Source organism: Pseudomonas sp. AM14(2022) (genome assembly GCF_036346455.1).
GTDB classification, from domain to species: domain Bacteria; phylum Pseudomonadota; class Gammaproteobacteria; order Pseudomonadales; family Pseudomonadaceae; genus Aquipseudomonas; species Aquipseudomonas putida_A.
Genome location: NZ_JAOTNY010000021.1, coordinates 1 through 18,474 on the forward strand (window position 1 = coordinate 1; position 18,474 = coordinate 18,474).

19 protein-coding genes are annotated in these 18,474 nt (G+C 59.3%); 10 read left to right on the forward strand and 9 right to left on the reverse strand.

The window, feature by feature from the left end; all coding sequences use genetic code 11:
- Positions 1-34: 34 nt before the first annotated feature.
- Positions 35-1,234, reverse strand: a complete 1,200-nt coding sequence (tyrS, locus tag V3W27_RS25960) for a tyrosine--tRNA ligase (RefSeq protein WP_330207876.1) — start codon at positions 1,232-1,234, stop codon at positions 35-37.
- A 212-nt stretch (positions 1,235-1,446) separates the two neighbouring features.
- Here tyrS and V3W27_RS25965 point away from each other — a divergent pair, with 212 nt between their 5' ends.
- A complete protein-coding gene (locus V3W27_RS25965; RefSeq protein WP_330207877.1) occupies positions 1,447-2,871 on the forward strand; it encodes a peptidoglycan DD-metalloendopeptidase family protein in 1,425 nt (474 codons plus the stop codon).
- Between the two features lie 3 nt (positions 2,872-2,874).
- Positions 2,875-3,966, forward strand: a complete 1,092-nt coding sequence (locus V3W27_RS25970) for an anhydro-N-acetylmuramic acid kinase (RefSeq protein ID WP_330207878.1) — start codon at positions 2,875-2,877, stop codon at positions 3,964-3,966.
- Positions 3,967-4,041: 75 nt separating this feature from the next.
- Here the strand turns inward: V3W27_RS25970 and erpA are convergent, their stop codons facing one another.
- Together erpA and argC are read right to left on the reverse strand one after the other, a co-directional pair.
- Positions 4,042-4,392, reverse strand: a complete 351-nt coding sequence (erpA, locus tag V3W27_RS25975; protein ID WP_003228776.1) for an iron-sulfur cluster insertion protein ErpA — start codon at positions 4,390-4,392, stop codon at positions 4,042-4,044.
- Between the two features lie 168 nt (positions 4,393-4,560).
- Complete coding sequence (gene argC, locus V3W27_RS25980; protein ID WP_007966420.1) at positions 4,561-5,595, reverse strand: N-acetyl-gamma-glutamyl-phosphate reductase; 1,035 nt, start codon at positions 5,593-5,595, stop codon at positions 4,561-4,563.
- A 135-nt stretch (positions 5,596-5,730) separates the two neighbouring features.
- Between argC and hemJ the strand changes: the two genes are divergently transcribed.
- The 6 genes from hemJ (at position 5,731) to coq7 (ending at position 10,302) form a co-directional block, all read left to right on the forward strand.
- Positions 5,731-6,159, forward strand: a complete 429-nt coding sequence (hemJ, locus tag V3W27_RS25985; RefSeq protein ID WP_027610742.1) for a protoporphyrinogen oxidase HemJ — start codon at positions 5,731-5,733, stop codon at positions 6,157-6,159.
- 34 nt (positions 6,160-6,193) lie between these two features.
- Positions 6,194-7,162, forward strand: a complete 969-nt coding sequence (locus V3W27_RS25990; protein WP_330207879.1) for an NAD(P)H-dependent flavin oxidoreductase — start codon at positions 6,194-6,196, stop codon at positions 7,160-7,162.
- Between the two features lie 79 nt (positions 7,163-7,241).
- Positions 7,242-8,189 carry a DUF805 domain-containing protein gene (locus V3W27_RS25995; protein WP_103368672.1) on the forward strand — a complete coding sequence of 316 codons (948 nt, stop codon included), beginning with the start codon at positions 7,242-7,244 and terminating at the stop codon, positions 8,187-8,189.
- Positions 8,190-8,249: 60 nt separating this feature from the next.
- On the forward strand, positions 8,250-9,038 hold the full coding sequence (locus V3W27_RS26000) for an SDR family NAD(P)-dependent oxidoreductase (protein WP_041070136.1): 789 nt from the start codon (positions 8,250-8,252) through the stop codon (positions 9,036-9,038).
- A gap of 80 nt (positions 9,039-9,118) precedes the next feature.
- On the forward strand, positions 9,119-9,457 hold the full coding sequence (locus tag V3W27_RS26005) for a histidine triad nucleotide-binding protein (protein WP_003228789.1): 339 nt from the start codon (positions 9,119-9,121) through the stop codon (positions 9,455-9,457).
- Positions 9,458-9,654: 197 nt separating this feature from the next.
- On the forward strand, positions 9,655-10,302 hold the full coding sequence (coq7, locus tag V3W27_RS26010) for a 2-polyprenyl-3-methyl-6-methoxy-1,4-benzoquinone monooxygenase (RefSeq protein ID WP_027610738.1): 648 nt from the start codon (positions 9,655-9,657) through the stop codon (positions 10,300-10,302).
- 110 nt (positions 10,303-10,412) lie between these two features.
- On the opposite strand, the gene speD is transcribed toward coq7, so the two are convergent.
- Together speD and V3W27_RS26020 are read right to left on the reverse strand one after the other, a co-directional pair.
- Positions 10,413-11,207 (reverse strand): adenosylmethionine decarboxylase, encoded by a 795-nt coding sequence (speD, locus tag V3W27_RS26015; RefSeq protein WP_027610737.1) that lies wholly within the window; start codon positions 11,205-11,207, stop codon positions 10,413-10,415.
- A 237-nt stretch (positions 11,208-11,444) separates the two neighbouring features.
- Positions 11,445-11,867 carry an OsmC family protein gene (locus tag V3W27_RS26020; RefSeq protein ID WP_330207880.1) on the reverse strand — a complete coding sequence of 141 codons (423 nt, stop codon included), beginning with the start codon at positions 11,865-11,867 and terminating at the stop codon, positions 11,445-11,447.
- A 239-nt stretch (positions 11,868-12,106) separates the two neighbouring features.
- Here V3W27_RS26020 and crp point away from each other — a divergent pair, with 239 nt between their 5' ends.
- A complete protein-coding gene (gene crp / locus V3W27_RS26025; protein ID WP_007966430.1) occupies positions 12,107-12,751 on the forward strand; it encodes a cAMP-activated global transcriptional regulator CRP in 645 nt (214 codons plus the stop codon).
- A gap of 10 nt (positions 12,752-12,761) precedes the next feature.
- Here crp and V3W27_RS26030 read toward each other — a convergent pair whose 3' ends face one another.
- The 4 genes from V3W27_RS26030 to V3W27_RS26045 form a co-directional block, all read right to left on the reverse strand.
- Positions 12,762-13,463, reverse strand: coding sequence for a lipoate--protein ligase family protein (locus V3W27_RS26030; protein ID WP_330207881.1), 702 nt, complete (start codon positions 13,461-13,463; stop codon positions 12,762-12,764).
- A gap of 135 nt (positions 13,464-13,598) precedes the next feature.
- Positions 13,599-14,435: an indole-3-glycerol phosphate synthase TrpC gene (gene trpC, locus V3W27_RS26035; protein ID WP_097089157.1), complete on the reverse strand. Its 837-nt coding sequence runs from the start codon at positions 14,433-14,435 to the stop codon at positions 13,599-13,601.
- Entirely contained in the window at positions 14,432-15,481 is a 1,050-nt protein-coding gene (gene trpD / locus V3W27_RS26040; protein ID WP_003228800.1) for an anthranilate phosphoribosyltransferase, read from the reverse strand. Before trpD ends, trpC begins: the two co-directional genes overlap by 4 nt.
- 9 nt (positions 15,482-15,490) lie before the next feature.
- Entirely contained in the window at positions 15,491-16,084 is a 594-nt protein-coding gene (locus tag V3W27_RS26045; protein WP_047596412.1) for an aminodeoxychorismate/anthranilate synthase component II, read from the reverse strand.
- Positions 16,085-16,491: 407 nt separating this feature from the next.
- On the opposite strand from V3W27_RS26045, the gene estP reads away from it, so the two are divergent.
- Complete coding sequence (estP, locus tag V3W27_RS26050) at positions 16,492-18,402, forward strand: esterase EstP (RefSeq protein ID WP_330207882.1); 1,911 nt, start codon at positions 16,492-16,494, stop codon at positions 18,400-18,402.
- Positions 18,403-18,474 lie beyond the last annotated feature (72 nt).

An 18,474-nucleotide genomic window follows, 5' to 3' on the forward strand; every position in this document is an offset into this window, starting at 1 on the left:
TTCTAAAATTCGCCGTCAACCCTTATTTCAAACTTTATTCAGCTTTCAGTGTGATTCGTGCAAATGCCTTCTTGCCCGCCTGGCAAACGTGGGTCGCGCCCAGCACATATATAAAGGAGCGATCAACCACCTCACCATCCACACGCACACCACCGGAAGCCAACAGATCACGCGCAGCCGCCGAGTTCTTCACCAGGCCTGCCTTATTAAGGACGGCCGCAATTGGCATATCTTCAGCAGAGGCCAGTTCAATCTCCGGCAGATCATCCGGCAGTTCGCCATCCTTCATACGGTTACCGGCAGCGCGATGAGCATTGGCCGCAGCCTCCTCACCATGGAAGCGCGCGACAATCTCTTCCGCCAACTTGATCTTGATGTCGCGCGGGTTAGCCCCCGCCTCGACATCTGCACGGAAGGCATTGATCTCATCCATCGAACGGAAGCTGAGCAGCTCAAAGTAACGCCACATCAGCGCATCCGGAATCGAAACCAGCTTGCCGTACATCACACCTGGCGCTTCCTGGATACCGACGTAGTTGCCCAACGACTTGGACATCTTCTTCACGCCATCCAGGCCCTCGAGCAACGGCATGGTCAGAATGCACTGAGCTTCCTGACCATAACCACGCTGCAGCTCACGCCCCATCAGCAAGTTGAACTTCTGATCGGTACCACCCAGCTCGACATCCGCGTGCAGAGCAACCGAGTCATAACCCTGAACCAGCGGATAGAGGAACTCATGAATAGCGATCGGCTGATTGGTGGTGTAACGCTTATCGAAGTCATCACGCTCAAGCATACGCGCGACAGTGTATTGCGAAGTCAGACGAATAAAGTCCGCCGGCCCCATCTGATCCATCCAGGTGGAGTTGAACGCAACTTCGGTCTTCGCCGGATCAAGAATCTTGAACACTTGAGTCTTGTACGTCTCGGCGTTTTCCAGAACCTGCTCGCGAGTCAAAGGAGGACGCGTAGCGCTCTTGCCGCTTGGATCACCGATCATCCCGGTGAAGTCACCAATCAGGAAGATCACCTGATGCCCCAATTCCTGGAACTGGCGCAGCTTATTAATAAGCACGGTGTGACCCAAGTGCAGATCCGGGGCGGTTGGATCGAAACCAGCCTTGATACGCAGCGGCTGGCCGCGCTTGAGCTTCTCGATCAGCTCGGACTCGACCAATAGTTCTTCCGCACCACGTTTAATCAGCGCTAGCTGCTCTTCAACCGACTTCATAACAGACCCGCAAGGCTCAGATTCAAAGGGAACCAACCATACAAGATCGTGCACCAATTACAAGTTTTGCCCGGCGCACGGACACCAATCTGCAGACAGGGTGTCTGTAGACTTGCTTCGGGGATGATTTGGTTATATTTTATACAGTTATTTCATCTTCATCATGTCATTCATCTTTTCCAATTCATCTTTTTTCAAAGTCAAAATTACTTATGACCACTGAACCGTCTAAAGCGCCACCGCTTTACCCGAAGACCCACCTGCTCGCCGCAAGTGGAATCGCCGCCCTTCTCAGCCTGGCGCTCCTGGTATTTCCTTCCAGTGATGTTGAAGCCAAAAAGACGACCCTGAGCCTGGAACTGGAAAGTCCTGCTGAACAACTGAGACAAGATCAAGACGCTGCTGACGCGATTCAAGCCACAAATGAGCCAGCAGCCTCACCTTTCGCCCAGATCGAAAACAGCACCGAAGAAACCCCGAAAACCGCTGAAGCCGCACCTGCCCCAGCTCCGGCTGCAGAGAAACCAAAAGCCCCGGGGCACCGCGAAGTCGTCGTCTCCAAGGGCGATACACTCTCTACACTGTTCGAGAAAGTCGGTCTGCCAGCCGCTGCTGTGCACGAAGTGCTGGCCAGCGACAAACAAGCCAAACAATTCAGCCAGCTCAAGCACGGCCAGAAGCTCGAGTTCGAACTGAACCCGGAAGGCCAACTGACCAGCCTGCACAGCAAGGTCAGCGATGTCGAAACCATTACCCTGACAAAGAATGACAAGGGCTACGCATTCAACCGCATTACAGCAAAGCCGACCGTTCGCACGGCTTACGTGCACGGCGTGATCAATAGCTCCCTGTCACAATCCGCGGCCCGCGCAGGCCTGTCTCATAGCCTGACCATGGATATGGCCAGCGTCTTCGGCTACGACGTCGACTTCGCTCAGGACATCCGTCAGGGCGACGAATTCGACGTGATCTACGAGCAGAAAGTGGTCAACGGCAAGGCAGTGGGCACCGGCCCGATCCTGTCTGCGCGCTTCACCAACCGCGGCAAGACCTACACCGCCGTGCGTTACACCAACAAACAAGGCAACAGCAGCTATTACACCGCTGATGGCAACAGCATGCGTAAGGCGTTCATCCGTACTCCGGTGGACTTCGCCCGCATCAGTTCGAAATTCTCCATGGGCCGCAAACACCCGATCCTCAACAAGATCCGCGCCCACAAAGGTGTCGATTACGCAGCGCCACGCGGTACGCCGATCAAGGCTGCCGGCGACGGTAAAGTGCTGCTGGCCGGTCGCCGCGGTGGCTACGGCAACACGGTGATCATCCAGCACGGCAACACCTACCGCACGCTGTATGGCCACATGCAGGGCTTCGCCAAAGGCGTGAAAACCGGCGGCAGCGTCAAGCAGGGCCAAGTGATCGGTTACATTGGTACCACCGGCCTGTCCACTGGACCGCACTTGCACTATGAGTTCCAGGTCAACGGTGTTCACGTCGACCCACTGGGCCAGAAGCTGCCGATGGCGGATCCGATCGCCAAGTCCGAGCGCGCACGCTTCCTAGCGCAGAGCCAGCCGTTGATGGCGCGCATGGATCAAGAGAAGGCCACCATGCTGGCTTCGAGCAAGCGCTAAGCCATGGCTCTTTATATCGGCGTGATGTCCGGCACCAGTCTCGATGGGCTGGACATCGCCCTGATCGAGCAGACCTCGGCGATCAAACTGATCGCCACGCATTACATCCCCATGCCTGAAACACTGCGCGCCGAGCTGCTTGGCTTGTGCGCCAGTGGCCCCGACGAGATCGCCCGCTCGGCGATCGCCCAACAGCACTGGGTCAAACTCGCCGCACACGGTATCCATACCCTCCTCGATCAGCAGCAACTGAAGCCTGAAGCCATTCGTGCAATCGGCAGCCATGGCCAGACTATTCGCCATGAGCCCGCTCGTGGCTTCACAGTGCAGATCGGCAATCCCGCACTACTGACCGAGCTGACCGGCATCACCGTGGTTAGCGACTTCCGCAGCCGCGACGTGGCTGCTGGCGGTCAGGGCGCCCCGCTGGTACCAGCCTTCCATGAGGCTTTGTTCGAAGAGCGTAACGGCAACCGCGCAGTCCTGAATGTCGGCGGTTTCAGCAATCTCAGTCTGATAGAACCGACCAGGCCTGTAGCCGGTTTCGACTGCGGCCCGGGGAATGTGCTGATGGATGCCTGGATTCATCAGCAACGCGGCGAGAACTATGATCGCAACGGCCAGTGGGCAGCCACCGGCACGGTCGAGCCAGTCTTGCTGAAAGCTCTGCTCGGCGACCCGTTCTTCGTGACCAAAGGCCCGAAGAGCACTGGCCGGGAAGTGTTCAACCTGCCGTGGCTGGAGCACCACCTCTCAAGTTTGCCGAGCTTCGCTGCTGAAAACGTTCAGGCAACGCTGCTCGAACTGACGGCGCAGACCATCGTCGAGTCGCTGCAAAGCGCTCAATCCGATACGCGGGAAATGTTGGTCTGCGGCGGCGGCGCTCACAACGCTACGCTGATGAAACGTCTTGCCGACCTGCTGCCTAACGCCACCGTCGCCAGCACCGCCACTCATGGCGTCGATCCGGACTGGGTCGAGGCAATGGCCTTCGCCTGGCTGGCCCATTGCTGCCTCGAAGGCATTGCCGCCAATCGCCCGAGCGTCACCGGCGCCAAAGGCCTGCGGGTACTCGGCGCCATCTACCCGAACTGAACAAAAGACAGGCAACAAAAAACGCCGCAGAACCGTAAGGCTTTGCGGCGTTTTATTGTGTGCAGCAAGGTGCGATCAGATCGAGAACGAAGAGCCGCAACCACAGGTCGTGGTAGCGTTCGGGTTCTTGATCACGAAGCGCGAACCTTCCAGACCTTCCTGGTAATCCACTTCGGCACCCGCCAGATACTGGAAGCTCATCGGATCAACCACCAGGCTCACGCCTTCGCGCTCGACGATGGTGTCGTCCTCGGCCACATCTTCATCGAAGGTGAAGCCGTACTGAAACCCCGAACAACCGCCGCCCGTAACGAATACGCGCAGCTTCAAGCGATCATTCCCCTCTTCATCGACCAGGCTCTTCACCTTGTGCGCAGCACCTTGGGTGAATTGCAAAGCCGTGGGGGTGAAGGATTCGACGCTCATGCTGACTATCTCCCGGCGTTACGCCGCCATAATGCGTGATGACGCGCATTATCCGCTTGTCCTAGAAAATCGGTCAACTATTGTTACGGTATATCAATAAACCCGACCAACTGCCCAGAATGCAAAAAGGCCCGTTTGACGGGCCTTTTTGCTGTGTTGCCGAACGTGTTACGGCAGCATACCGGCGTGGGAGAGGCCGAAGCGCTCATCCAGGCCGAACAGGATGTTCATGTTCTGCACCGCCTGACCCGACGCGCCTTTGACCAGGTTGTCGATCACCGACAGCACCACCACCAGATCACCATCCTGCGGACGATGTACAGCGATGCGGCAGACGTTTGCGCCACGCACGCTACGGGTTTCCGGATGGCTGCCGGCCGGCATCACGTCGACGAACGGCTCGTTGGCATAACGCTTTTCGAACAGTGCCTGCAGATCCACCGAACGATCAACCACGGTCGCGTAGAGCGTGGAATGAATGCCACGAATCATCGGGGTCAGGTGCGGGACGAAGGTCAGACCGACATCCTTACCGGCAGCGCGACGCAGACCCTGGCGAATTTCCGGCAGATGACGGTGACCTTTCACCGCATAAGCCTTCATGCTTTCCGACGTCTCGGAATACAGCGAGCCTACAGAAGCACCGCGACCAGCACCGCTGACGCCGGATTTGCAGTCGGCGATCAGACGCGAAGTATCAGCCAGACCCGCTTCAAGCAGCGGCAGGAAACCCAACTGTGTGGCGGTTGGATAGCAACCCGGTACGGCGATCAGACGCGCCTTCTTGATCTGCTCGCGATTGACTTCCGGCAGGCCGTAGACCGCCTCGTCCAGCAACGCCGGCGCACCGTGTGGCTGTCCGTACCATTTGGCCCATTCTTCAGCGTCCTGCAACCGGAAGTCCGCTGACAGGTCGATGACCTTGGTGCCCGCCGCCAACAGTTCACCGGCCAACGCATGGGCAACGCCGTGCGGGGTGGCGAAGAACACAACGTCGCACGCACCCAGGGTTTTGATGTCCGGCACGCTGAACGCCAGACCGTCGTAGTGGCCGCGCAGGTTCGGGTACATGTCAGCCACGGCCAGACCGGCCTCGGATCGGGAAGTGATCACCACCACTTCTGCCTGCGGATGCTGTGCCAACAGACGCAGCAGTTCGACACCGGTGTAACCCGTGCCGCCGACGATACCGACCTTGACCATAAACCTGCCCTCAACGAACCCACTGGAAAGCCGTCGATAATAGGGGCCGCGCGCCCCTGCGACAACCATCAAGGTGACGTGCGGACGCTCAAGCCTCTACTATCCCGGCTACCGTGAACCTGGGAATAACCAAAAATGCTCTATCTATGGATCAAAGCGTTTCACATCGTCAGCGTCGTCTGCTGGTTTGCCGGGCTGTTCTACTTGCCGCGGCTGTTCGTTTATCACGCGCAAAGTGAAGACGCGATCAGCAAGGAACGCTTCAGCCTCATGGAGCGCAAGCTGTATCGCGGCATCATGGGCCCGGCGATGATCGCCACGCTGATCTTCGGCGGCTGGCTGATCTACCTCAATCCGGGCATCTTCAGCATGGGCGGCTGGATTCACGCCAAGCTGACCCTGGTGGTGCTGCTGATCGGCTACCACCACATGTGCGGCGCGCAGGTAAAACGCTTCGCCCGTGGCGAGAACACCCGCAGCCATGTCTTTTATCGCTGGTTCAATGAAGTGCCGGTTCTGATATTGCTGGCTATCGTAATTCTGGTCGTGGTCAAGCCGTTCTAACTTCATAACAGCATCTCACCTCGGGGGATTTCCAATGTCGCTGCCCGCTTTGCTCGAACAACGTCTGCGCTTGCCGATAGTGGCGGCGCCGATGTTCCTGATCTCCAACCCGGAGCTGGTGCTCGCCTGCTGCCGTAACGGCGTGGTTGGCAGCTTCCCGGCGCTGAACCAGCGTGAAAGCAGCGGCTTCAAGGCCTGGCTGGAGGAGATTGAAGCGGGCCTGGCGACACTGGACAACCCGGCGCCGTATGCAGTGAACCTGATCGTGCACAACAGCAATCCGCGCCTGCAGGCGGATCTGAACATCTGCGTCGAGCACAAGGTGCCGATTGCCATCACCAGCCTCGGCGCAGTGAAGGAACTGGTCGATGCCGTGCACAGCTATGGTGGACTGGTGTTCCACGACGTGACCACGCGCCGGCATGCCGAGAAAGCCGCCGAAGCCGGAGTCGACGGGTTGATCGCGGTTGCGGCAGGCGCCGGCGGCCATGCCGGCACCTGGAGTCCGTTTGCACTGATCGCCGAGATCCGTGAGTTCTTCGATAAAACCCTGCTGCTTGCCGGGTGTCTGAACCACGGCCATGAGATTTTGGCCGCACAGCTGCTTGGCGCGGATTTGGCCTACTTCGGTACGCGATTTATCGGCACCACCGAAAGTCATGCGCCTGACGCCTATAAGGACATGCTGCTGACGGCCAAGGCGGCGGACATCATTCATACTCCTGCAGTCTCCGGGGTACCGGCCAGCTTCATGCGCCAAAGCCTGGAGGCGGCGGGTTTTGACATGGCCGCGCTGCAAGGCAAGGGCGAGGTCAATTTCGGTGACAAACTCAAACCGATCAACGACGAAGCCAAGGCCTGGAAGACCGTGTGGTCGGCCGGCCAGGGCGTAGGCCAGATCGACGACCTGCCGAGCGTCGACCAGTTGATCGCCCGGCTCGACGCGGAATATCGTCAGGCGCTGGAACGCGCGGCGCAGTTGCCCAAACGCTGGCCACGCTGAGAAAAATCAAGCCAGTCATCGACCGACTGGCCTTACACTTGCTGACCTTCAATTCATTCGCGACAAGGATGCCTCGGCCATGAGCGAACCTCGCTACAAGATCGTTTTCGACGGTGCTCTACAGCCCGGTGTCGATCTCACCACCGCCAAGCTCAATCTGGCGGCCCTGTTCAAAAGCGATGTTGCCGCCATCGAGCGCCTGTTCAACGGCAGCACCGTCGCTCTCAAACGCGACCTGACCCACAGCGATGCGCAGACTTATCTGCAAGCACTGAGCAAGACCGGGATCGACGCACGGATCGAAAGCGAAACGGCGATCGAACTGAGTCTGTCGGACGTGCATGAACAACCGGCGACTTTCAACGAACCCGCATCACCCTATGCGCCACCTCGGGCCAACGTCGGCGAAAACCTGCCAGCATTCGCAGTGCTCAAGCCCTTCAGCGTCGAAGGCCGGATCGGTCGTCTGCGGTTTCTGGCCTGGACGATGGTGCTGAGTCTGGTGACTCTGCCGATCGTGGGCATATTCGCCCTGCTCGCTCTCGGACTGGTCAGTGGCGACTCCACCACCGGCCTGATCATTGGCGGGATATTCGCGTTCTTCCTGTTCCTCGGTTTCATCATTGTCAGCATTCTGTTCAGCGTACAGCGCCTGCACGACATCGGCTGGTCCGGCTGGCTCTGGCTGCTGAACCTGGTGCCGTTCGTGGGCAGCTTCTTCCCGCTGGTGATCATGGTCGTGCCGGGTAACACCGGGGCCAACCGCTACGGCCCGCCGCCACCGCCCAACAGCACCGCGGTCAAAGTGCTGTGCTCGTTGTGGATCGTGTTCTTCGCCTTGGTATTTGCCGGTGGCATGCTCGGCGGCATCTCGGCCATTCAGCAGGAATACGAAAGCAACCTTGAGAGCAGCTACGAAAGCGGTTCGGTCACCACCGACGAAGTCGAGGTCGAGACTGAACCGGCGAATTCCGTGGACGATGCAGCCGAAGCGGCTCCGGCCCCTGTAGACTCTGCGAAAGAATGAACAACGCTCCCGCCGTGACACCTGCGTCGCTGGCGCGGAGCTGTTGCGATGGAGAATTGCATGACCCGTTACGCTCTGATCACCGGCGCCTCCAGCGGCATCGGCCTGGCCATGGCCGAAGCGCTGGCCCGGCGCGGTCGCAGCCTGATTCTGGTGGCCCGCCAGCGTGATCAGCTGGAAAGTATCGCGATCGAACTGACCCAGCGCTTTGGCGTGGAGGTGTTGTTCCGCGCCTGCGACCTGGGCGAGCCATTGCGCTTGTCCGGCTTCCTGCTGGAACTGGAAGAAGGCGACCGGCAGATCGATCTGCTGGTCAATTGCGCCGGCATCGGCACCTGCGGCCCATTCCTCGCCCAGGACTGGATGACCGAGCAGGACCTGATCGAAGTCAACATCCTCGCCCTCACCCGCCTGTGTCACGCCATTGGCAACAGCATGGCGCTGCAGGGCGGCGGGCAAATACTCAACGTCGCCTCGGTGGCGGCGTTCAATCCCGGCCCGTGGATGAGCACTTACTACGCCAGCAAGGCTTACGTATTGCACTTCTCCGAAGCGCTGCGGGTTGAACTGAAACAGAGCGCGGTCAAAGTCTCGGTACTTTGCCCCGGCCCGACCCGCACCGCATTCTTCCGCACTGCGCAGCTCAACAGCGACAAACTCAAGGACAGCAAACTGCTGATGAGCCCAGAGGAAGTCGCGCTGTATACAGTGCGTGCGCTGGAGAAAAACCGCGCCATCATCATTCCGGGACGACGCAACCGGTGGCTGGCCTTCCTGCCACGCCTCGGCTCGCGCTGGCTCAATCGCACCCTCGTCGGCATGGTCAACAAGGCTTACTGCCCGCGCTGAACTGTCCTACGGCAAAACACTGGGCGGGGTCATTTCCCATGAGTACACTCAGGCCAGCCCCCACAACGGAGAAAACAGCAGTGGATACTCTGTTCACCAAGATCATCAACCGGGAGATCCCGGCCAAGATCATTTACGAGGACGACCAGGTTCTGGCGTTCCACGACATCGCCCCTCAGGCACCGGTGCATTTTCTGGTGATCCCGAAGAAACCGGTGCGCACCCTCAACGACCTGACCGAAGACGACAAGGCACTGGCCGGGCACATCCTGTTCACTGCCCAGCGTCTGGCGCTGGAGCTGGGCTGCGAGGAAGGCTTCCGGGTGGTGATGAACTGCAATGAAAAAGGTGGCCAGACCGTTTATCACATTCATATGCACGTACTTGGTCAGCGCCAGATGAACTGGCCGCCGGGCTGATTCACTGCATCCGCCCCTGTAGGAGCGGGCTTGCTCGCGAAAGCGGAGTGTCTGACATTGATATTCTGAAGATGCCAACGCCTTCGCGAGCAAGCCCGCTCCCACCAAAAGCATGACCGCGTGGCAAATGACCCAGCGCAAACCTTCCCCGGCCGATTCGGTTAAACTGGCGGTCGAGATTTTTCCCGGAGGTCAGCATGACTACCCAACGTCACTACTCGCCGATTGACCGTCTTCTGCTGCAAGCCGATGCCGCGATGCGTACCCTGCTGCCTTTCAGCGGCCAGCCGTACCGTCCGTCGCCTGCCATCGTGCAGCCGGATGTGCAGATGAGCGATGAAGACACCCGCCACGTCGCCGGCCTGATGCGCATCAACCACACCGGTGAGGTCTGCGCCCAGGCGCTGTATCAGGGCCAGGCGCTGACCGCCAAGTTGCCGCAGGTGCGTGCAGCCATGGAGCACGCCGCCGAAGAGGAAATCGATCATCTGGTGTGGTGCGAACAGCGCATCCATCAACTGGGCAGCCATACCAGCGTGCTCAATCCGCTGTTCTACGGGATGTCGTTCGGTATTGGCGCCGTCGCCGGTCTGATCAGCGACAAGGTCAGCCTTGGTTTCGTCGCGGCCACCGAGCATCAGGTGTGCAAGCACCTGAACGAGCACCTTGAGCAATTGCCGGCCGAGGACGAGAAGTCCCGGGCGATTCTGGAACAGATGCGCATTGATGAAGAGCATCATGCGGAGAGCGCACTGGATGCGGGCGGTTTCCGTTTTCCGGCGCCGGTGAAGTTCGGGATGAGTCTGTTGGCAAAGGTGATGACCAAGAGTACTTATCGGATCTGAGATCGGTATTGCTGCTGAAGGCCCCTTCGCGAGCAGGCTCGCTCCCACAGGGGGCATGCGGCAGGCATTAAAAAAGGCGACCAAAGTCGCCTTTTTTGTGCCCGGGAATCTTACGCCGGCATGTTGCGCGCGTAGAAGATTTCCAGCATTTCGTGTTTCACACGCTCGGTCACCTGAGCACGCTGCTCGGAGGACAGGTTGCTGGTGGCGTCGCCGAACAGGTAGTTATCCAGCTCGAAGTTCTTCAGCAGCATTTTGGTGTGGAACAGGTTTTCCTGGTACACGTTCACGTCGGTCATCTGGTAAGCGTCGCGAGTGTCTTCGGAAAGGTAGTTCTGGATCGAGTTGATCTCGTGGTCGATGAAGTGCTTGTTGCCTTCAACGTCACGGGTGAAGCCGCGCACACGGTAGTCCACAGTCACGATGTCCGAATCGAACTGGTGAATGAGGAAGTTGAGCGCTTTAAGCGGTGAAATGACACCACAGGTCGACACGTCGATGTCCACACGGAACGTCGCAATACCGGCGTCCGGATGGATTTCCGGATAGGTATGCACCGTGATGTGACTCTTGTCGAGGTGGGCAAGGATGATTTCGGGCAATGGACCCGGGGACTCTTCGATCTGGCTGTCAGTCGGGGTCACCGGCTCTTCCGAGATCAGAATCGTGACGCTGGCACCCTGAGGCTCATAGTTCTGACTCGCGATGTTCAGAATGTTGGCACCAATGATTTCGACAACTTCCGTGAGGATCTGCGTCAGGCGTTCGGCGTTGTACTCTTGGTTGATGTACTCGACGTAAGCCTGCTGGTCTTGCGGGGTTTCCGCGTAGCAGATGTCATAGATGTTGAAGCTCAAGGTCTTTGTCAGGTTATTGAACCCGTGGAGCTTGAGTTTGCTTTTCACCGTTAAAAACTCTCTATGTATGCGGCGCAGCCGCGTGATCAAGCATGCCCGTCAAGTGCGAACAACGCACCTGCGTAGGACGGTTAACACCTCTTCGCGATGGCGATTTTGGTTATCTGTTCAGGCGGACGATCCGTCGGTTGACCGATCACTGCCCTGAAAAAAGTGGCGCATTATGCAGACGTCAGCGAGGGATCGCCAGAGTCTGCACTGCTTTTATGATAGTTGAATGTCGATTCAATCGAGCTCGACGATTTCATAATCGTGAGTGATCGCCACGCCGGCCGCGCCGAGCATGATCGAGGCCGAGCAATACTTCTCGGCAGACAGTTCGATGGCGCGCTTGACCTGGGCTTCTTTCAGGCCACGGCCCTTGACCACGAAGTGCATGTGGATCTTGGTGAACACCTTCGGATCTTCGGTCGCGCGCTCGGCTTCGAGGAACGCTTCGCAGCTTTCAACCGCCTGACGCGACTTCTTCAGGATGCTGACCACGTCGAAGTTGCTGCAACCGCCAACGCCCAGCAGGAGCATTTCCATCGGGCGAACACCCAGATTACGACCACCGGCGTCCGGCGGTCCGTCCATGACCACAACATGACCGCTACCGGATTCGCCGAGGAACATGGCTTCGCCAGCCCATTGGATGCGTGCCTTCATCGCCAAGACTCCACTGTAGAAAAAAGGGTCGCCAGCTTAGCACAGGCCTTTGCTCTGGCAGCGCCCGGCGTTCCTAGGAGGGATGCCTCAGCTGCGTAGGTAATTTCTCGAATTTTCGACGAAGTGTCTGGTAAGCTGGCGCCAATTCGCTGGCGCCAATTGTCAGCCTGTGTAGCGACCGCCTTCAGCGCCTCATAAAAAAATCAAACATCACCGTGCAGTCTTTTCGGGATACAACCATGGTTGCTATTACCCCCACACCCAAAATCAAGAACCTCGACAAGCTGTTGATGCATTGCCAGCGCCGTCGCCATGCGGCCAAGAGCAACATCATCTGCGCCGGCGATCGCTCGGACACGCTGTACTTCATCATCAAAGGTTCGGTCACCATCTTGATCGAAGATGACGACGGCCGCGAAATGATCATCGCCTACCTCAACGCCGGGGACTTCTTCGGCGAGCTGGGTCTGTTCGAACAGGCAGGCCAGGAACAGCAACGCAGCGCATGGGTGCGGGCCAAGGTCGAATGCGAAATCGCCGAAATCAGCTACGTGAAGTTCCGCGAACTGTCGCAGCAGGATCCAGACATTCTTTACGTCCTCAGCGGACAAATCGCCCAACGTCTGCGCAATACCACGCGCAAGGTCGGCGACCTGGCGTTCTTCGACGTTACCGGTCGCGTGGCCCGCTGCCTGCTGGAGCTGTGTAAGCAGCCCGACGCGATGACCCACCCGGACGGCATGCAGATCAAGGTGACCCGTCAGGAAATCGGCCGGATTGTCGGTTGTTCGCGGGAGATGGTCGGTCGTGTGCTCAAGGATCTCGAAGAACGCAACCTGGTCGATGTGAAAGGCAAGACCATGGTGGTCTTCGGTACGCGCTAAGCGCGCAAAATCAGGCGCTGTAGACCTGCGCCAGCATCAGACGAAACAGCTCATCCAGACGCGCCAAAGCCGTTGGCGCGACGAACTTCTCATGCAGGGCGATGTGGCTTTCGGCGCGCACCCGCTGCTCCAGACCGCAAGCCTCGTTGAAGCGATTGACCGCTGCAACCATCGACTCGCGCTCGTTATCCATCAGCATCGCCCCGTGCACCAGCCCCACCGGACGCTGCCCGCCCTGACTCTGGCGCCAGCGCTGAGCGGTGCCGACCATCTTGCGGCCGTCGAGATTGACGTTGAAACGACCGTCGCAGAACGCGCCGTCGATTTCGCCCAACGACGACACACCGCCCAACTCATCCAGCAACTCACAGATCGGATCGCACAGCCGCCGGTAGCCGGTTTCGATGCGGTTCAGATCCCCCTCGCTGCGGGGCGGGGCGTAGACCAAGGCGATGTTGATGGTTGAAGCGGATTGCGGGACCGGTTCACCGCCGGTTTCCCGCAGCAAGACTGGCCAACCGGCAGCAGCGGAGACTTCGCAGGCATGCTCGAAACCGGGCAGGCGATTGAGGCGGCGCGGCATGACCAGGGCGCGATCACTGGGTTGCCAGAACAGCAGACCGGATTCGGCGTTGCCGGCGCAGATCGAGGCCAACAAGTCTTGCTCGGCTTGCAGGCCGGCTTCGATGGTCAGTGAGGTGGGCAGCGACATGGAGGGCTCCGGCAGATCTGGAATCTTTAGGGATTTTGAGGGCCTCTTCGCGAGCAGGCTCACTCCTACAGGGGGAACGCATTCCAAGTGTAGGAGTGAGCCTGCTCGCGATGGCGTCTAGCCGGTCTGACTGAGTCAGTCGAGGGTCGAACCGCTGACCGGCACGCCACGCTCCGGGAAGAACAGGCGCTGCAGTTCGGTGCCCGGGCTTTCCGCGCGCATGAACGCTTCGCCCACCAGGAACGCATAAACGTCGCTGATTTCCATCAACTCGACATCTGCACGGTTGAGGATGCCGCTCTCGGTAATCACCATACGGTCGCGCGGAATACGCGGCAGCAGGTCGAGGGTGGTTTCCAGGCTGACGTCGAAGGTGTGCAGGTTGCGGTTGTTGACCCCGACCAGCGGCGTGTCGAGGGTTTTTAGCGCGCGTTCCAGCTCATCGCCGTCATGCACTTCCACCAGCACATCGAGACCGACGCCTTTGGCGACCGAGGCCAGCTCAGCCATTTTCACGTCGTCCAGTGCGGAGACGATCAACAGCACGCAGTCGGCGCCCAGCGCGCGGGCTTCGACGATCTGGTACGGATCGATCATGAAGTCCTTGCGAATTACAGGCAGTTTGCACGCGGCGCGGGCCTGTTGCAGGTAGGCATCGGCGCCCTGGAAGTAGTCGATATCGGTCAGTACGGACAGACAGGTCGCACCGCCCTTCTCGTAGCTCTTGGCGATGTCGGCAGGCACGAAGTTCTCGCGAATCACACCTTTGCTCGGCGAAGCCTTCTTGATTTCAGCAATCACCGCCGGTTGTTTCTTCTTGGCCTGCGCCAGCAATGCCTGGGCAAAACCACGGGGTGCATCGGCCGCCTTGGCCAGACTTTCCAGCTCGCTCAGGCTGACACGAGCGCTGCGCTCGGCGACTTCCTGGACTTTGCGCGCCAGAATGTTTTCCAGAACCGTCGGTACACTCATCCCTCATTCTCCACTTTGAATACCGCGGTAAAGGCACCCAACTCCTCGAGTTTTTCCCGAGCAAGACCGGTGTGCAATGCGTCGTGCGCAAGCGCCACGCCTTCTTTGAGACTGGTCGCCAGGTCAGCCGCGTACAGCGCCGCACCGGCATTGAGCACAATCATTTCGGCAGCCTTCTGGCCGTTTTCGGTCTTGCGCTTGCCCAGCGCATCGCGGATCAGTGCCAGCGAAGCTTCCGGGCCTTCGACCGACAGACCGTGCAGGCTCTGGCTCTTCATGCCCAGATCTTCCGGCTCGACCCAATATTCGGTGATTTCGTTGTTCTTCAGCTCAGCCACAAAAGTCGGCGCGGCAAGACTGAACTCGTCCAGACCGTCCTTCGAATGCACCACCAGTACGTGCTTGCTGCCCAGGCGCTGCAAGACTTCGGCCAACGGCCGGCACAGCGCAGGGGTAAACACACCCACCACCTGATGTTTGACACCGGCCGGATTCGTAAGCGGGCCGAGCATGTTGAACAGCGTACGCAGGCCGAGATCGCGACGCGGGCCAGCGGCGTACTTCATGGCTTTGTGATGAGTCTGGGCAAACATGAAACCGATGCCGACGTTGTCGATGCAACGGGCGACCTGTACCGGCGTCAGGTTCAGGTAGATGCCGGCTGCTTCGAGCAAGTCGGCGCTGCCGCTCTTGCCCGATACCGCGCGGTTGCCGTGCTTGGCCACGGTACAACCGGCTGCCGCGACGACAAACGCGGACGCCGTCGACACGTTGAAAATGTTCGCACCGTCACCGCCTGTGCCGACCACATCGACCACGCCGTCGAGGGTCTTGAGTTCGACCTGATCGGCCAGCTCACGCATCACCGAAACGGCGCCGACGATTTCATCGATGCTCTCGCTCTTCATGCGCATGGCCATCATGAATGCGCCGATCTGCGCCTCGGTGCATTGACCGGTCATGATTTCGCGCATCACGTCACGCATTTCTTCGGTGCTGAGGTCGAGGTGTTCGACGATACGGCTCAGGGCTGTCTTGATATTCATGGGAAGTCCTTAGCGCGTGCCGCCGGTTTGTTTGAGGAAGTTGGCAAACAGTTCATGGCCCTGCTCGGTCAGGATCGACTCAGGGTGGAACTGTACGCCCTCAATGTTCAGGGTCTTGTGCCGCAGGCCCATGATTTCGTCGACTGAACCATCATCGTGCTGCGTCCACGCGGTCAGTTCCAGGCACTCGGGCAAAGTATCGTGCTTGACGATCAGCGAGTGGTAGCGGGTAACCGTCAGCGGATGATTCAGACCGGCGAAAACGCCCTTGTCCTCATGGAATACCGGGCTAGTCTTACCGTGCATCACCTGACGGGCACGCACGACATCGCCGCCGAACGCTTGGCCAATCGATTGATGGCCGAGGCAGACGCCGAGGATCGGCAGTTTGCCGGCGAAATGCTTGATGGCTTCGATGGAAATGCCGGCTTCGGTCGGCGTGCACGGGCCTGGCGAGACCACGATGCGCTCGGGGTTGAGCGCTTCGATTTCGGCGACGGTCAGTTCGTCGTTGCGCACGACTTTGACCTCGGCACCCAGCTCGCCGAGGTACTGCACAACGTTGTAAGTAAAGGAGTCGTAGTTGTCGATCATCAGCAACATGGCGTTTCGAACCTCTTGAATTCTGACTTGAAGACAGCCTTCGAATGACTTGCCCGCAGGGCGCTGCACGATGTCGGACGCGCAGGTGGCGTCGGCACAGCGGCATTTCAAACGGGCAAGGAAGGCAAAGCGATACAGATCCGGCCGGGCCGGCAGAAAAGATTCAGGCGCGCCAACGCCAACGGGCGTGTGCCTTGATGACTTGATCCAGAAGTTTGCTGACGATCAACACGGGGAAGGTCTCGTTCATACGTTCCGGCACAGTAACTTAGCTGGACGGAGCGTGCAATATGGCGGGGCTGACGGGGGACAAAACTAAGGGAGGCTTCGCGACCGATGGCAAAACGCCGGGAGTTTTTGGTACTGTCGTTTCGTTCACCTACAACAATAAATAAACGGACTTGCTCATGATCAAACAGACGTTGTTTGTACCGCTCGCCGGTTGCCTGCTCGCCATGGCTTGCGCCCAGGCGTACGCAGCACCCGCGCCCTACTCCAACTTCATCGTCTTCGGCGATAGTTTGAACGACGCCGGAACCTTCAGGGACAGCGGCGGCCCGGCCGGCGCCACGCAGCGCTACACCAACCGCACCGGCCCGCTGTACAAGGACGGCACCGGAGAAAACCGTGACCTCAACGCCACCCAGATCATCGGCGGCAAACTCGGTTTCAGCCCCGACCAGACCGCCTCCTCGTCTTCGGCCGTGCGCGCCGGTGAAGGTCTGGCCGATGGCAACAACTGGGCGGTGGGCGGTTACCGTACCGACCAGATTCTCGACTCGATCACCACCCAGTCCGCCACCGGCGAACGCACCCGCAGCGGTTACCTGCCGTCGAACGGCTTCCGTGCCGACCCGAACGCGCTGTATTACCTGTCGGGGGGCGGCAACGATTTCCTTCAAGGCCGCGTACTCAGTCTCGATCAGGCCAGCGCCGCAGCCGATCGCCTGGCCGACAGCGCCCGCACGCTGCAAGGCGCCGGCGCCAAATACATCATGGTCTGGCTGCTGCCGGACATCGGCCTGACCCCGGCCATCAACGGCTCGCCGCTGCAGGGTTTCACCTCGCAGCTCAGCGCCCAGTTCAACACCGAGCTGGTCAGCCAGCTGCAGGGCATCAACGCCGAAATCATTCCACTGAACATTCCGGTGCTGCTCAAAGAAGCCTTCGCCAACCCGGCGCAGTTCGGCCTCGCGACCGACCAGAACCTGACGGCCACCTGTTTCAGCGGCAACAGCTGCACCGAGAACGCCCGATATGGCATCAACAGCGCCACACCGGATCCGACCAAGTTGATCTACAACGACTCGGTGCACCCCACCGAGGCCGGCCAGCGCTTGATTGCCGACTACGCCTATTCGCTGCTGGCTGCTCCTTGGGAACTGACCCTGCTGCCGGAAATGGCCCAAGGTTCGCTGCGCGCGCATCAGGATGAACTGCGTAATCAATGGCTGGCCGATTGGGAAAACTGGCAAGCCGTGGGCCAATGGCGCGCCATCGTTGCCGGTGGCGGGCAACATCAGGACTTCGACAGCCAGCACAGCGCCGCCAGTGCAGATGGCAACGGCTACAACCTGAACATCGGCGGCAGCTATCGCGTCAACGAAGCCTGGCGCGTCGGTTTGGCCGCAGGTTTCTATAACCAGAAACTCGAAGCCGGCGACGCCGATTCGGAATACAAGCTCAATTCCTACATGGGCACCGCGTTCGCCCAGTATCAACAAAACCGCTGGTGGGGCGATCTGGCGATGACTGCCGGCAAACTCGACTACGACAGCCTCAAGCGTAAATTCCAGCTTGGGGTCAACGAGCGCGGAGAGAAAGGCAATACCGACGGTTACGTGCTGGCGATCAGCGGCCGCCTCGGCTACGACATCGCGCAGCAGGCCAGCAGCCCGTGGCACCTGTCGCCGTTCGTCAGTGCCGACTTTGGCAAGACCGAAGTCGATGGCTACTCGGAAAAAGGCGCTGACTCCACGGCGCTGACTTTTGACGACCAGTCGCGCAACTCGCGGCGTCTGGGCGTGGGTATCCAGGGCAAGTACCAGATCACCGCGCAGACTGAAGTGTTCGGTGAGTTCGCTCACGAACGTGAGTACAACGATGACCGTCAGGATCTGACCATCAACCTCAACAGCTTGCCGGGCAACCGTTTCACGCTCGAAGGCTACGAGCCGCAGACCAACCTCAATCGCCTGAACCTGGGCGTGAGCCACAAGCTCACGCAGGATTTGGCGTTGCGCGCCAGCTACAACGTGCGCAAGGATGACGACTTTACCCAGCAGGGGGTGAACGTCGGGGTCAGCCTCGATTTCTGATCTGCTGGCATAAAAAACGCGGCGCCCTCACAGGCGCCGCGTTTTTTTATGGCTGATCACAACACAATGTGG

Excerpts from the sequence above, each read along its gene's own strand:
- crp (WP_007966430.1), top strand. The coding sequence starts at position 12,107 with ATGGTTGCTATTACCCCCACACCCAAAATCAAGAACCTCGACAAGCTG.
- V3W27_RS26000 (WP_041070136.1), top strand. The coding sequence starts at position 8,250 with ATGACCCGTTACGCTCTGATCACCGGCGCCTCCAGCGGCATCGGCCTG.
- V3W27_RS26045 (WP_047596412.1), bottom strand. The coding sequence starts at position 16,084 with ATGTTGCTGATGATCGACAACTACGACTCCTTTACTTACAACGTTGTG.
- V3W27_RS25990 (WP_330207879.1), top strand. The coding sequence starts at position 6,194 with ATGTCGCTGCCCGCTTTGCTCGAACAACGTCTGCGCTTGCCGATAGTG.
- argC (WP_007966420.1), bottom strand. The coding sequence starts at position 5,595 with ATGGTCAAGGTCGGTATCGTCGGCGGCACGGGTTACACCGGTGTCGAA.
- erpA (WP_003228776.1), bottom strand. The coding sequence starts at position 4,392 with ATGAGCGTCGAATCCTTCACCCCCACGGCTTTGCAATTCACCCAAGGT.
- V3W27_RS25995 (WP_103368672.1), top strand. The coding sequence starts at position 7,242 with ATGAGCGAACCTCGCTACAAGATCGTTTTCGACGGTGCTCTACAGCCC.
- estP (WP_330207882.1), top strand. The coding sequence starts at position 16,492 with ATGATCAAACAGACGTTGTTTGTACCGCTCGCCGGTTGCCTGCTCGCC.
- V3W27_RS25965 (WP_330207877.1), top strand. The coding sequence starts at position 1,447 with ATGACCACTGAACCGTCTAAAGCGCCACCGCTTTACCCGAAGACCCAC.
- trpD (WP_003228800.1), bottom strand. The coding sequence starts at position 15,481 with ATGAATATCAAGACAGCCCTGAGCCGTATCGTCGAACACCTCGACCTC.
- tyrS (WP_330207876.1), bottom strand. The coding sequence starts at position 1,234 with ATGAAGTCGGTTGAAGAGCAGCTAGCGCTGATTAAACGTGGTGCGGAA.
- trpC (WP_097089157.1), bottom strand. The coding sequence starts at position 14,435 with ATGAGTGTACCGACGGTTCTGGAAAACATTCTGGCGCGCAAAGTCCAG.
- V3W27_RS25970 (WP_330207878.1), top strand. The coding sequence starts at position 2,875 with ATGGCTCTTTATATCGGCGTGATGTCCGGCACCAGTCTCGATGGGCTG.
- coq7 (WP_027610738.1), top strand. The coding sequence starts at position 9,655 with ATGACTACCCAACGTCACTACTCGCCGATTGACCGTCTTCTGCTGCAA.
- hemJ (WP_027610742.1), top strand. The coding sequence starts at position 5,731 with ATGCTCTATCTATGGATCAAAGCGTTTCACATCGTCAGCGTCGTCTGC.
- V3W27_RS26020 (WP_330207880.1), bottom strand. The coding sequence starts at position 11,867 with ATGAAGGCACGCATCCAATGGGCTGGCGAAGCCATGTTCCTCGGCGAA.
- V3W27_RS26030 (WP_330207881.1), bottom strand. The coding sequence starts at position 13,463 with ATGTCGCTGCCCACCTCACTGACCATCGAAGCCGGCCTGCAAGCCGAG.